General features: G+C 70.3%; 12 protein-coding genes. 11 read left to right on the forward strand and 1 reads right to left on the reverse strand.

Going from position 1 to position 13,338, the window contains the following annotated elements; genetic code table 11:
• The first annotated feature begins 106 nt into the window (after window positions 1–106).
• From glmS to tsaD, 11 genes are all read left to right on the forward strand, one after another.
• Window positions 107–1,969: a glutamine--fructose-6-phosphate transaminase (isomerizing) gene (gene glmS, locus AB0M65_RS23100; RefSeq protein WP_364030927.1), complete on the forward strand. Its 1,863-nt coding sequence runs from the start codon at window positions 107–109 to the stop codon at window positions 1,967–1,969.
• A gap of 14 nt (window positions 1,970–1,983) precedes the next feature.
• Window positions 1,984–3,429, forward strand: a complete 1,446-nt coding sequence (locus tag AB0M65_RS23105) for an NAD(P)H-hydrate dehydratase (RefSeq protein ID WP_364030930.1) — start codon at window positions 1,984–1,986, stop codon at window positions 3,427–3,429.
• 234 nt (window positions 3,430–3,663) lie between these two features.
• On the forward strand, window positions 3,664–4,479 hold the full coding sequence (locus AB0M65_RS23110) for a DeoR/GlpR family DNA-binding transcription regulator (protein WP_364030933.1): 816 nt from the start codon (window positions 3,664–3,666) through the stop codon (window positions 4,477–4,479).
• Window positions 4,469–5,896 carry a xylulokinase gene (gene xylB / locus AB0M65_RS23115; RefSeq protein WP_364030936.1) on the forward strand — a complete coding sequence of 476 codons (1,428 nt, stop codon included), beginning with the start codon at window positions 4,469–4,471 and terminating at the stop codon, window positions 5,894–5,896. The genes AB0M65_RS23110 and xylB overlap by 11 nt, the downstream gene beginning before the upstream one ends.
• A 4-nt stretch (window positions 5,897–5,900) precedes the next feature.
• Window positions 5,901–6,992 (forward strand): sn-glycerol-3-phosphate ABC transporter ATP-binding protein UgpC, encoded by a 1,092-nt coding sequence (ugpC, locus tag AB0M65_RS23120; RefSeq protein WP_364030939.1) that lies wholly within the window; start codon window positions 5,901–5,903, stop codon window positions 6,990–6,992.
• A 29-nt stretch (window positions 6,993–7,021) separates the two neighbouring features.
• Window positions 7,022–8,158: an alanine racemase gene (alr, locus tag AB0M65_RS23125; RefSeq protein ID WP_364030942.1), complete on the forward strand. Its 1,137-nt coding sequence runs from the start codon at window positions 7,022–7,024 to the stop codon at window positions 8,156–8,158.
• Window positions 8,155–9,252 (forward strand): alpha/beta hydrolase, encoded by a 1,098-nt coding sequence (locus AB0M65_RS23130; protein WP_364030945.1) that lies wholly within the window; start codon window positions 8,155–8,157, stop codon window positions 9,250–9,252. The genes alr and AB0M65_RS23130 overlap by 4 nt, the downstream gene beginning before the upstream one ends.
• Window positions 9,252–9,716, forward strand: coding sequence for a tRNA (adenosine(37)-N6)-threonylcarbamoyltransferase complex ATPase subunit type 1 TsaE (gene tsaE, locus AB0M65_RS23135; protein ID WP_364030948.1), 465 nt, complete (start codon window positions 9,252–9,254; stop codon window positions 9,714–9,716). Before AB0M65_RS23130 ends, tsaE begins: the two co-directional genes overlap by 1 nt.
• Before the next feature lie 205 nt (window positions 9,717–9,921).
• Window positions 9,922–10,587: a tRNA (adenosine(37)-N6)-threonylcarbamoyltransferase complex dimerization subunit type 1 TsaB gene (gene tsaB, locus AB0M65_RS23140; protein WP_364030951.1), complete on the forward strand. Its 666-nt coding sequence runs from the start codon at window positions 9,922–9,924 to the stop codon at window positions 10,585–10,587.
• Window positions 10,584–11,063 (forward strand): ribosomal protein S18-alanine N-acetyltransferase, encoded by a 480-nt coding sequence (gene rimI / locus AB0M65_RS23145; RefSeq protein ID WP_364030954.1) that lies wholly within the window; start codon window positions 10,584–10,586, stop codon window positions 11,061–11,063. Before tsaB ends, rimI begins: the two co-directional genes overlap by 4 nt.
• Window positions 11,063–12,109, forward strand: coding sequence for a tRNA (adenosine(37)-N6)-threonylcarbamoyltransferase complex transferase subunit TsaD (gene tsaD, locus AB0M65_RS23150; RefSeq protein WP_364030957.1), 1,047 nt, complete (start codon window positions 11,063–11,065; stop codon window positions 12,107–12,109). The genes rimI and tsaD overlap by 1 nt, the downstream gene beginning before the upstream one ends.
• Here tsaD and wecB read toward each other — a convergent pair.
• Window positions 12,106–13,257, reverse strand: coding sequence for a UDP-N-acetylglucosamine 2-epimerase (non-hydrolyzing) (wecB, locus tag AB0M65_RS23155; protein WP_364031023.1), 1,152 nt, complete (start codon window positions 13,255–13,257; stop codon window positions 12,106–12,108). The two genes, tsaD and wecB, sit on opposite strands and share 4 nt — an antisense overlap.
• Between the last annotated feature and the right edge of the window lie 81 nt (window positions 13,258–13,338).

The following is a 13,338-nucleotide window of genomic DNA, read 5'->3' on the forward strand; positions in this document are numbered from 1 at the left end:
GCTAAACGCGCTGCTTAGCCTGCCTACGCATCGCGTTTAGCCCGCTAAAGGCGCACGGTGGGCGCCCGGGCGAAGGGGCCGGATTTCTCTCGTTACCCTGGCAGCCGTGTGTGGAATCGTGGGATACGTCGGACACCGCCCGGCCCTGGACGTCGTCATCGGCGGACTCCGGCGCATGGAGTACCGCGGCTATGACTCGGCGGGCGTCGCCGTCCTCGACGGCTCGGGCGCGCTGAACGTCGAGCGCAAGGCAGGCCGTCTGGCCAACCTGGAGACCCAGCTCGACACCGTCGGCAGGGACGCCTTCACCGGCACCGCCGGGATGGGCCACACCCGCTGGGCCACTCACGGCGCCCCGGTCGACCGCAACTCACACCCGCACCGCGACGCCTCTCAGCGCGTCGCCGTCGTGCACAACGGCATCATCGAGAACTTCGCCGCCCTGCGCGGCGAGCTCGAGGCCGACGGCGTCGAGATGGCGAGTGACACCGACTCCGAGACCGCCGCGCACCTCATCGCCCGCGCCTACACCGAGGGCGACACGAAGGGCGACTTCCCGGCCAGTGTCGCCTCGGTCTGCCGCCGCCTCGAAGGCGCGTTCACCCTGGTCGTGACCATCGCCGACCAGCCGGACACCATCGTCGCCGCCCGCCGCTCTTCGCCGCTGGTCGTCGGCGTGGGCGAGGGCGAGCACTTCGTCGCTTCCGACGTCGCCGCGTTCATCGAGCACACCCGCGAGGCCGTCGAGCTCGGCCAGGACCAGCTCGTCGTGATCACCCGCGAGGGTTACGAGGTCACCGACTTCCACGGCGACGCCGCCCAGGCCAAGCCGTTCACCGTCGACTGGGACCTTTCGGCCGCGGAAAAGGGTGGCCACGAGTACTTCATGCTCAAGGAGATCGAGGAACAGCCCGAGGCGCTGGCGAACACGCTGCGCGGCCACTTCGACGGCGGCCGGATCATCCTCGACGAGCAGCGCATCTCCGACCAGGATCTGCGTGACGTCGACAAGGTCTTCGTCGTCGCCTGCGGTTCCGCGTACCACTCGGGCCTGGTCGCCAAGTACGCCATCGAGCACTGGTGCCGTCTCCCGGTCGAGGTCGAGCTGGCCAGCGAGTTCCGCTACCGCGACCCGGTACTCGACCGTGCGACGCTGGTCGTCGCCGTCTCGCAGTCGGGCGAAACCGCGGACACGCTTGAGGCCGTCCGTCACGCGCGCGAGCAGAAGGCACGCGTCTTGGCCGTCTGCAACACCAACGGCGCGCAGATCCCGCGTGAGTCGGACGCCGTCCTCTACACGCATGCCGGTCCGGAGATCGGTGTCGCCTCGACAAAGGCGTTCCTCGCCCAGATCGCGGCCAACTACCTGGTCGGCCTGGCCCTGGCGCAGGCGCGCGGCACGAAGTACCCGGACGAAGTCGCTCGCGAGTTCGCCGAACTCGAGGCCATGCCCGCCGCGGTGCAGAAGGTCCTGTCCACTGTGGACCAGGTTCGCGACCTCGGCCGCCGGATCGCCGACTCGAAGGCGGTGCTGTTCCTCGGCCGTCACGTCGGTTTCCCGGTCGCACTCGAAGGCGCGCTGAAGCTCAAGGAACTGGCGTACATGCACGCCGAGGGCTTCGCGGCGGGCGAGCTCAAGCACGGTCCGATCGCGCTGATCGAAGAAGGCCTGCCGGTCGTCGTGGTGATGCCGTCGCCGAAGGGACGCGCGGTGCTGCACTCGAAGCTGGTGTCGAACATCAGCGAGATCCAGGCGCGCGGTGCCCGCACGATCGTGATCGCGGAGGAGGGCGACGAGACCGTCCGCCCGTTCGCCGACGAGCTGATCGAGATCCCGGCCGTGCCGACACTGCTGCAGCCGCTGGTTTCGACCGTGCCGCTGCAGGTGCTCGCCGCCGAGATCGCCCGTACGCGCGGGTACGACGTCGACAAGCCGCGTAACCTGGCGAAGTCGGTCACCGTCGAGTAAGGACCGGAGGCGTCGTGCAGGGAATCTGGACCACGGAACGGATTCGCGCGGCGGAGGGCCGGTTGCTCGCCGTCACTCCCGACGGCGAACTCATGCGGCGCGCGGCCTTCGGGCTTTCCGTGCACGCCGCCGAGATGCTGGCCGAACACGCGGGCTCGGTGTCCGGGCGGCGGGTGACACTGCTCGTCGGGTCGGGTAACAACGGTGGTGACGCCTTGTGGGCGGGGGCGTTCCTGCGCCGCCGCAATGTGGCCGTCACGGCGATCCTGCTGAAGCCCGAACGCGCTCATGGCCCTGGTTTGGCCGCCTTCAAGCGATCCGGTGGCCGGGTGGTGTCCGTCGAGGACGGTCCACAGTGGATTCGCCAGGCCGACCTCATTCTTGACGGGATCGTCGGGATTTCGGCGCGCGGGCCCTTGCGACCCGACGCCGCCGCGCTGCTGGAGCACGTGAGTGCGCCGGTGCTGGCCGTCGATCTGCCGAGTGGGGTGGATCCGGACACCGGCGCCGTCGACGGTCCCGCGGTCGTGGCCGATCGCACGGTCACCTTCGGCGCGCTCAAACCCGTGCACGCGCTCGCGCCCGCTTCGTGCGGCGAGGTCGCTTTAGTCGACATCGGGTTGCGGCCCGAACTCGGTGAGCCCGATCTGGAGCGGCTCGACACAGCCGACGTCGCCGCGGCTTGGCCGATTCCTGGTCCTTCTGACGACAAGTACAGCCAAGGCGTGGTCGGCGTGGCCGCGGGATCCGCGACGTACCCGGGTGCGGCCGTGCTGGCGGCCGGCGCGGCGGTGAAGGCGACGTCCGGGCTGGTGCGGTACGCCGGGCATGCCGCGGACGTGGTGCGTGGGCGGTGGCCCGAGGTCATCGCGACCGGGTCGGTGACCGATGCCGGCCGGGTGCAGGCGTGGGTGGTCGGGCCGGGGATCGGGACCGGGCACGAGGGCCGGGACGTGCTGCGGTTCGTGCTCGGGCGGGGTGTGCCGGTGTGCGCGGACGCCGACGCGACGACGATCATCGCGCACTCGCCCGACGTGCTCGACGCGCGGGATCCGGACACGCCGCTCGTGCTGACCCCGCACGCGGGGGAGTTCGAGCGGTTGATGGGGTCGCAGCCGGGGGCGGACCGGGTGGCGGCGGCGCGGTCGGCCGCGCGGAAGTACGACGCCGTCGTGCTTCTGAAGGGGCACTGCACGGTGGTCGCGGCGCCGGACGGGCGCGCGCTGGTGAACACGCCGCGTGGGTCGTGGCTCGCGACGGCGGGTTCGGGGGACGTGCTGTCCGGTCTGGTGGGTGCGTTGCTCGCCGCCGGGCTCGATCCGTGGCTCGCCGCGGCCGCCGCCGCCCACGTCCACTCGCTCGCCGGGGCCCTGGCCGCCGACGGGGCGCCCACCTCGGCGTCCGGCATCCTCGACGCCGTCCGCGATGCCATCCGGTCGGTCCGCTCCCTCGCCTCCTGACCAGGGCGCTGACGTGCGTTTAGCCCCCTAAGTGCGCTCTGATGGCACCCGCCCGCAGAGTGCACTTAGGGGGCTAAACGCACACCGGGGGCGCTGGGGGTGAGGTGGAGGGAAATAGGAGAGTTATCGAGTTACGTGTTAATTCCGGGCGAATAATCTGGTAAGAAGCAGGTGTGAGCGCCGACACCCACCCCGCCGAGACCGCGAAGGTCCTGGTCGTGAACGGTGTCGCCCATGTCTAAGACCAGGCCATCGGACGCCGCCGTCGAGCACCGGCGCCAGGAGATCCTCGACCACGTCATCGCCACCGGCGACGTCCGGATCGACGACCTCACCGCGCGGTTCGGCGTCAGCCTGATGACGATGCACCGCGACCTCGACGACCTCGCCGAGCGCCGTCTCCTCCGCAAACTCCGCGGCAAGGTCGAGGCCTACCCGGCGACGACCATGGAGTCGGCCGCCCGCTTCCGCGACACCTTCAACCAGGCCGCGAAGGACGCACTCGGCGAGGCCGCCGCGGCACACGTCCGCGCCGGCCAGACGGTCTTCGTCGACGACTCGACGACGCTCTTCCCGCTCGTCCGCCGCCTCGGCGCGATCGAGGACCTGACCGTCCTCACGAACTCGCTCGAAGCCGTGCGCATCCTCGGCCCGGCGAAGGGCGTCGAGGTCGTTCTCGCCGGCGGCCGCTACCACCACGAGTACGACTCGTGCGCCGGTCCGGAAGTCCTCGCGTTCCTCGAGCGCACGCACGCCGACATCGCCTTCGTCTCGGCCGCCGCGGTCGCCGTCGGCCGCCTGTTCCACCCGGTCCAGGACTACGCCGCGCTCAAGCAGGCGGCGATCCGCACCGCGAGCCGCAACGTCCTGGTCGTCGACAGCTCCAAATTCGGCCGCACCGCCACCTTCGCGCACGGCGACATCGGCGACTACGACCTGCTGATCACCGACGAAGAGGCTCCGACCGAGGAAATCGAGGCCACGCTCAACGCGGGAACGGCCATCGAGCAGGTCGAATGCGACCCGGAAGGGCCGGAATATGAAATCTGACCTAGTCGCCGGAATCGACTCGTCGACCCAGTCGACGAAGGTTGTCGTCTGCGATGCGGCCACCGGCGAAATCGTCCGCACCGGCCGCGCTTCGCATCCCGACGGCACCGAAGTCGCGCCTTCGGTCTGGTGGGACGCGTTCCGGGAGGCCACGAACGGCCTGCTCGACGGAGTCGGCGCGATCGGCATCGGCGGTCAGCAGCACGGCATGGTCACCCTCGACGGTACGGACGAGGTCGTCCGGCCCGCGTTGCTGTGGAACGACACCCGGTCCGCGAAGGCCGCCGAAGACCTCGGCGCCGAACTCGGCCCCGAGAACTGGGCGAAAGCCGTCGGCTCGCTCCCGGTCGCCAGCTTCACCGTCACGAAACTGCGGTGGATGGCGGAAAACGAGCCCGAGCTGGCCGATCGCGTCGCCCGCGTGCTGCTGCCACACGATTGGCTGATCTGGCGGCTGCTGGGCGACGGCGCCGAGCCGGTCACCGATCGCGGCGACGCGTCCGGCACCGGGTACTTCTCGCCCGCCACCGGCACTTACCGCCAAGATCTCCTCGCGCACGCTTTCGGCGGACGCACTCCCGGACTCCCCAAGGTCATCGGCCCGGCCGAAGCCGCGGGCCACACGAGCGACGGCATCCTGGTCTCGGCCGGGACCGGCGACAACATGGCCGCCGCGCTCGGTCTCGAACTGGCCCCCGGCGACGTCGTCGTCTCGCTCGGTACCAGCGGCACCGTCTTCGGCGTCTCCGAGACCGCGAGCGCCGACCCCTCCGGCATCGTCGCCGGATTCGCCGACGCCACCGGCCGCTTCCTTCCGCTGGCCTGCACCCTCAACGCCGCCCGCGTGCTCACCGCGACGTCCGCGATGCTCGGCGTCGAACTCGGTGAGTTCGACAAGCTGGCGCTCACCGCCGGGCCCGGCTCCGGCGGCCTCACCTTCCTGCCCTACCTCGACGGCGAGCGGACGCCGAACCTCCCGGACGCCACGGGCGCGCTCTTTGGTCTGACCAGGGCGAACATGACGTCCGAGAACCTCGCCCGCGCCGCCGTCGAAGGTATGTTGTGCGGCCTCGCCGCCGGGCTCGACGCCCTGCGCGAGCAGGGACTCGAGGTCCGCCGGGTGCTCCTGATCGGTGGCGGCGCGCGGTCGGCCGCCGTCCGCGTGGTCGCGCCGATCGTGTTCGGCGTGCCCGTCGTCATCCCCGAAGTCGCCGAGTACGTCGCGGTCGGCGCCGCGCGTCAGGCGGCCTGGGCCCTCGCTTCCAGCACGGAACCTCCCCGCTGGCAAGAAGACCACAGCACCACCCTGCTCGAACCGACCGAGGCGGACCGCGCCGAGGGACACCGGATCCAGCAACGGCATCTCGAAGCCCGCGAACTCGGGCACGGCATTTCCGCGAAACCGAAAGAGGACTGAACCGATGGCCACGATCACCTACGACAAGGCGACCCGGCGCTACGCCGGTTCCGAGCGGCCCGCCGTGGACGCACTCGACCTCGAGATCGCCGACGGCGAGTTCCTCGTGCTGGTAGGGCCTTCCGGCTGTGGCAAGTCCACCAGCCTGCGGATGCTCGCCGGCCTCGAAGACATCGACGAAGGCGCCGTCTGGATCGGCGACCGCGACGTCACGCAGCTGCCGCCGCGCGCCCGCGACATCGCGATGGTGTTCCAGAACTACGCGCTGTACCCGCATATGACCGTCGGTCAGAACATGGGCTTCGCGCTGAAGATCGCGGGCCGCCCGGCGTCGGAGATCAAGCAGAAGGTGCTCGACGCGGCCAAGCTGCTCGACATCGAGCAGTACCTCGACCGCAAGCCGAAGGCGCTTTCCGGTGGTCAGCGCCAGCGTGTCGCGATGGGACGCGCCATCGTGCGCGAGCCGCAGGTCTTCCTGATGGACGAACCGCTGTCGAACCTCGACGCGAAGCTGCGTGTCTCCACGCGTACGCAGATCGCCGCACTGCAGCGCCGCCTCGGCGTCACCACTGTGTACGTCACGCACGACCAGGTCGAGGCCATGACGATGGGCGACCGGGTCGCGGTCCTCTCGGACGGCCTCCTGCAGCAGTGCGACACCCCGCGTGCGCTGTACGACCGGCCCGCGAACGCTTTCGTCGCCGGGTTCATCGGCTCGCCCGCGATGAACCTCGTCACCGCGAAGCTCACCGAAGACGGTGCCGAACTCGGTGGGGCGCGTGTGCCGCTGCCCCGCGAGATCCTCGCCAAGGCCGACGGCGACACCGTCACCCTCGGCTTCCGTCCCGAGTCGCTTGAGGTGACCTCCACCGAAGACGGCACCCTGCCGATCAAGGTCGACCTCGTCGAGGAACTCGGCTCGGACGCGTACGTCTACGGCAAGCTCGCCGAGACCGACGCCGAGGGCACGAAGTCGAACGTCGTCACCCGGGTGGACCCGCGCACACCGCCGACCATGGGCGACACCCTGCACCTGCGAATCCGTCCCGACGAGCTGCACGTGTTCTCCGCCACCACCGGGGCGCGCCTGTCCTGAGCCCGGTCCGTGGGAAACTGACGGTCGTTATGACCGCCAGTTTCCCGCGTGCCGAGGTCGTCATCGACCTGTCCGCCATCCGGCACAACGTCGCCCTGCTCGCTTCCCGCGCCGACGGTGCCGAGACAATGGCCGTGGTCAAGGCCGACGGCTACGGCCACGGTGCGCTCGAAGTCGGGCGTGCCGCCGTCGAGGCCGGGGCCACCTGGCTGGGCACCTGCTCGCTCGGCGAGGCGCTCGCGCTGCGCCGAGCCGGGATCGGGGTCCGGCTCTTCAGCTGGCTCGACACCCCCGATGTCGACTTCGCGGCCGCTGTCGCCGAAGACATCGACGTCGCCGTCAGCTCCCTCGACGAACTCGCCCGGGTCGCCGCCGGCGCACGGCGAGCACGCGCGTTCAGCGGGCTAAACGCGCTCTGCCGGGTGCACCTGAAGATCGACACCGGACTGTCCCGAAATGGCTGTCCACCTGCGGAGTGGCCGGCGCTCGTGAAGGCAGCGGCGGCGGAGCCGCTCGTCGAGGTCGTCGCGATCTGGTCGCACCTCGCCTGTGCCGACGAGCCGGGTCACCCGTCCATCGACGCGCAGGCGAAGCGGTTCGGCGAGGCCTACGACCTCGCCCGCGCGGCCGGGCTGAACCCGATGCGGCACCTCGCGAACTCCGCCGCCGTGCTGACCTTGCCGGACCTCCACTTCGACGTCGTCCGCCCGGGGATCGCGATCTACGGCCTGAACCCGGTGCCCGTCGCCGAAGACCTGCGCCCCGCGATGACCTTCAAGTCGTCGGTGGTGCTCACGAAACGGATCGCCGCCGGTGAGTCCGTGTCCTATGGCCACACTTGGACCGCCGAGCGCGCCACCACCCTCGCGCTCGTTCCGGTCGGATACGCCGATGGTGTGCCACGGACCCTCTCGGGACGGATGGACGTCTGGCTCGCCGGACGTCGCCGTCCCGTGGTCGGCCGCGTCTGCATGGATCAGCTGATCGTCGACTGCGAAGACGACGAACCGGCCGTCGGCAGCGAGGTGGTCCTCTTCGGCCAAGGCACGTTCGGCGAGCCCACGGCCCGGGAATGGGCTGACAAGCTGGGGACCATCGACTACGAGATCGTGACTTCGATGTACCGCCCGCGGATCCACCGGACGTATCTGGAGGCAGGCTCGTGACACCTTCACGACGACTGCTGGCCATCGTCGGCGGGGTCGGGGCGGTGGCCACCGGCACCGCCGCCGCGATCGCCGTCGCCGCACAGCAGCGGCGGCAGAGTGAGGATCCGTTCGTGGACGAGCCGTTGGGGGATCTTGAACCGGACCGGGTTTCGACAGTCGCGGCGGAGGACGGCACGCCGCTTTCGGTCGAAGAGATCGACCCGGCCGATGGGGGCGAACCGGAGCTGACCGTCGTCGGCGTGCACGGGTTCGCGTTGTCGAAGCGCTGCTGGCACTTTCAGCGGCGAGACCTCGCTTCGCTGAAGCTGCCGAGGGTGAGGCAGGTCTACTACGACCACCGCGGGCACGGGCTGTCCGGCGCTGCCTCCGACAAGACGAGCACCATCGAACAGCTGGCCCGGGATCTCGACATGGTCCTGCGTTCGGTGGTGCCGGAGGGGCCCGTCGTGCTGATGGGGCACTCGATGGGCGGCATGGTGATCATGGAGCTCGCGTCGGAGCATCCTGAGCTGTTCGAAGACCGCGTTGGTGGTGTCGCGTTCATCGCGACCGCCGCGGGTGAGGTCGGCGCTCGGGGACTGCCGCGGTCACTGCTTTCGAAGTACAACCCGCTCACGCGGGGTGTCGGCGGGCTGGCGGGCTGGCAGCCGGGGCTGGTCGAATTCGTGCGCGCGGCCGGTGGACAGCTGACCCGGCAGGCCGTGCGGCGGCTGGCTTTCGGCAGCCGCGACGTGTCGCCGCGGCTCGTCGACTTCATGCTGGAAATGCTCGAAGTGACGCCGGTGCGCGGGCTCGTCAACTTCGTCGACACGCTGGGCAGCCACAACCGGTACGCCGCGCTCGCCGGGCTGAAGCACGCGCACGTGCTGGTCATCGGCGGGGATTCGGACCGGTTCACGCCGATCGCGCACGCCGAGCGGATCGCGGCGGAACTGCCGGACGCGGAGCTGGTGCGCGTGCGCGGCGCGGGGCACATGGTGCAGCTGGAACAACCCGAACTGGTGAACAGTCACCTGATCGACTTGGTACAACGGTGCACGGGCACCGATGGTGAAACTCTTGACCGGCGGACCTGGTGGTGGCAGCGCTGATGAACTTCGCTTTCCCGACTCCCGACTCGACGCTTGCCTTCGGGCGCGCGCTCGGGCGTTCGCTGCGCGCGGGCGACCTGGTGCTGCTCGCCGGGCCGCTCGGGGCGGGCAAGACAACGCTGACCCGCGGGATCGCGGACGGCCTCGGCGTCGGCGGACGGGTCAGCTCGCCGACGTTCGTGATCGCCCGGGTGCATCCGGCGGGTGAGGCCGGGGTCGCGCTCGTGCATGTCGACGCGTATCGGCTCGGCGGGGATCTCTCGCAGCTCGACGACCTCGACCTCGACACTGAACTGGAGCGGTCCGCCCTGGTCGTCGAGTGGGGTGAAGGCGTGGCGGAGCGGCTGTCCGACGACTACCTCGTCGTCCGGCTGGACCGCCGCGAGGACGATGTCCGCGTGGTCACCCTGGAGCCACACGGCACCTGGACCTCCCGGACACCTGACCTGCGTTTAGCCCCCTAATCGCGCTCTGTGCGCTGGCGGCCCGACGTGCGTTTAGCCCCCTAATCGCGCTCTGGCGGGCGTGACTATCGGCGGGATCGGGCGGGTAGGAGGGAGCGCGTTTAGCCCGCTAAACGCACTCCGGCGGCAGGTGGGCGCCCACGGCACCAGAGCGCGTTTAGCCCGCTAAACGCGCGCCGGGGCGCTGGTCGTAGGCTGGGTAACCGTGCTGGTACTGGCCATCGACACCTCGACCCCGGCGGTCACCGCGGGCCTCGTCGCCCTCGACGGTGACGTGCTCGAATCCCGCGGCGACCGCGTCACGGTCGACCCGCGCGCGCACGGCGAGCTGATCACGCCCCACGCCCTCGAAGCCGTCAAGGCCGCGGGCGTCACGCTCCGCGACCTCGACGCGATCGTTTGCGGCGTCGGCCCCGGCCCCTTCACCGGCCTTCGCGCCGGCATGGCCACCGCGGCGTCGCTCGCCCACGCCCTCGGCATCCCCGCCCACCCGGTCTGCGGCCTCGACGCGATCGCCGCCGACGTCGTCCCCGGCGAAGCGCCCTTCCTCGTCCTCACCGACGCCCGGCGCCGCGAGGTCTACTGGGCCGCGTACGCCGCCGACGGTTCTCGCACCGACGGCCCGCACGTCCAGCGCCCGGCCGAACTCGAGACCACCATCAAGGTCGCGGCGGGCGACGGCGCCCTCCTCTACGCGGACGCCCTCGGCGTCCAGCCGATCGAGCCACGCTTCCCGTCACCCCTCGGGCTGGTCAAGGCCGCCCGCGAAGTACTCCAAAGCGGTAGCGAGCCCGCGCCCCTCACCCCGCTCTACCTCCGCCGCCCCGACGCCGTCGAACCGGCCGCGCGCAAGAAGGTGACCACGCCGTGAGGTTGGAACCCTTACGCCGCAAGGATATCCCTCGCTGTGTCGAGATAGAGAAGGTCCTCTTCCCCGAGGATTCCCCGTGGAGCGCCCACGCCTTCCACGCCGAACTCGACGCCGGCGGCCACTACCTCATCGCACGTCCGGATGACCGTGACGAGGTCATCGGCTACGCCGGGCTCGCCGTCGTCGGCCGCCGCGGCGACTACGAGGCGAGCATTCACACGATCGGCGTCGACCCGGGCCGTCAGCGCAAGGGTGTCGGCACCGCGCTGCTGACGGCGCTGCTCGCTCGCGCGGACGAACTCGACGCTCCGGTCTTCCTCGAAGTCCGCACCGACAACGACGCGGCGATCACGCTCTACGAGCGGCACGGTTTCAAACGCGTCGGCCTCCGGAAGCGCTACTACCAGCCTTCCGGCGCCGACGCCTACACGATGGCCCGCCCGCGGGCCCAGGTCCGAGACGAGGTGGCGGGCTGATGCCGCGCATCATCATGGGCATCGAGAGTTCGTGCGACGAGACCGGCGTCGGCCTCGTCCGCCTGCACGACGACGACACGGTCGAACTCCTTGCCGACGAGGTCGCCTCCAGCGTCGACCAGCACGCCCGCTTCGGCGGCGTCGTCCCCGAAGTCGCCAGCCGCGCGCATCTGGAGGCGATGGTCCCCACGGTCGAACGTGCCTTCGCCAAGGCCGGGCTGAAACTGTCCGATGTGGACGCCATCGCGGTCACCGCCGGACCCGGTCTCGCCGGCGCGCTGCTGGTCGGCGTCGCCGCGGCCAAGGCGTACGCCGCCGCGCTGGACATCCCGCTCTACGGCGTCAACCATTTGGCCGGTCACATCGCGGTCGACACACTGCAGCACGGACCCTTGCCCGAGCGCTGCCTCGCCCTGCTTGTTTCCGGCGGGCACACGCAATTGCTTCTGGTGGACGACATCGCGTCCGAGATCACCGAGCTCGGGTCCACTGTGGATGACGCGGCGGGCGAGGCCTACGACAAGGTCGCCCGCGTCCTCGGCCTGCCCTACCCGGGCGGCCCGCCCATCGACAAGGCCGCCAAGAACGGCGACGGCAAGGCCATCGCGTTCCCCCGCGGTATGACCGGGCCCCGCGACGCCAAGTTCGACTTTTCCTTCTCCGGCTTGAAAACCGCTGTCGCCCGCTGGGTCGAGGGCGCCGAGCGTCGCGGCGAGGAAATTCCCGTCGACGACGTCGCCGCGTCGTTCCAGGAGGCCGTCGCCGACGTCCTCACCGCGAAGGCGATCCGCGCCGCCAAGGAGCACGGAATCGGCACACTGGTGATTTCCGGTGGCGTGGCGGCGAATTCGCGACTGTCCGAGCTCGCCGCCGAACGCTGCGCGGAGGCCGGGATCGAGCTGCGGGTCCCGCGTCCGCGTCTCTGCACGGACAACGGCGCGATGATCGCGGCCCTCGGCGCGCACGTGGTCGCGGCCGGACGTCCGGCGGCATCACTCGACTTCTCCGCGAATCCCGCGCTGCCGGTGCGGATCGTTTCGATCTAACACGACTCGGCAGCGGCTCGCGGTGCCATGGTGAGGTTGAAAAGTTCTTCCAGTGCCGCTACCGTCAACGTGGCCGCATTGCCGTCACCGTAAGGGTTTCCGGTATGCGTCGGATGGAGTTCGCCGCGCAGGATCTTCGCGGCGGTGTCGGCGATGAGGGCGGTGTCCGTCCCGACCAGCCAGGCGCACCCAGCCTCGACGGCCTCGCGTCGCTCGGTGACTTCGCGAAGAACAAGAACGGGTGTGCCGAAGGTCGGCGCTTCTTCTTGGATACCACCGGAATCGGTCAGCACGAGTTCGGCGAGCCGTAGCGCGCGCACGAGATCGGGGTATTCGAGCGGTTCGGTGATCGTCACCCGTGGCGTCCCGCCGAGCGCGGTCACGACTTGCTCCCGCACCGCGGGATTCGGATGCACGGGGAACAGCACCTGGACATCGCTGTGCTCGGCGACGATCAGTTCGATGGCCGCGAGCGTGCGGCTCAGCGGCTCGCCCCACGACTCGCGCCGATGCGACGTGACCAGGACGAGGCGTTCGTTCGCCTCGGCGATCTCCATCTCCAGCAACGCGAGTGCGGTGTCCCTCGCCGGGAGATCACGCTCGGCGATCGCGATCACGGCGTCGACGACGGTGTTGCCGGTGACCGCGATGCGCTGGCGCGGAACACCTTCCGTGCGCAGCGCGGCCGCGGCGAGCTGGGTCGGCGCGAGGTGCAATGCGGCGATTCGCGAGATCATCTGCCGGGTGCCTTCTTCGGGGAACGGCGCCGCGAGGTCGTGCGTGCGCAATCCCGCTTCGAGATGCACGACCGGGACACCCAGCCAGAACGCGGCGAGCGCGCCGGCCAGCCCGGTGGTCGTGTCACCCTGGACGACGACCGCCGCCGGGGCGGCCTGGCGCAGCAACCGGTCGAGTGCGGGCAGCAGCCCGGAAACCAGTTCCGCCTGCGTGCCGGTGGTCCGCGGTGGGGTGTCGAGCCAGGCGTCGACCGGCAGGCCGAACGGCAGCAGCGCCTGCTCGACCATGCCCTGATGTTGTCCACTGTGGACGACAAAGGGCCGCAGGTGCGAGTGCTCCGCCAACGCCAGTGCCAGCGGCGCGAGCTTGACCGCCTCCGGCCGGGTCCCGGCCAGCAACATCACATCCACGCGTACGCGCTCCTCATCCACGATGGTGATTGTCCCGGAAAACTTCGGTGACGGCCGCCGGCGTGCGAGGGGCCCACGCCG

Source organism: Amycolatopsis sp. NPDC051071 (assembly GCF_040682875.1).
GTDB lineage: Bacteria > Actinomycetota > Actinomycetes > Mycobacteriales > Pseudonocardiaceae > Amycolatopsis.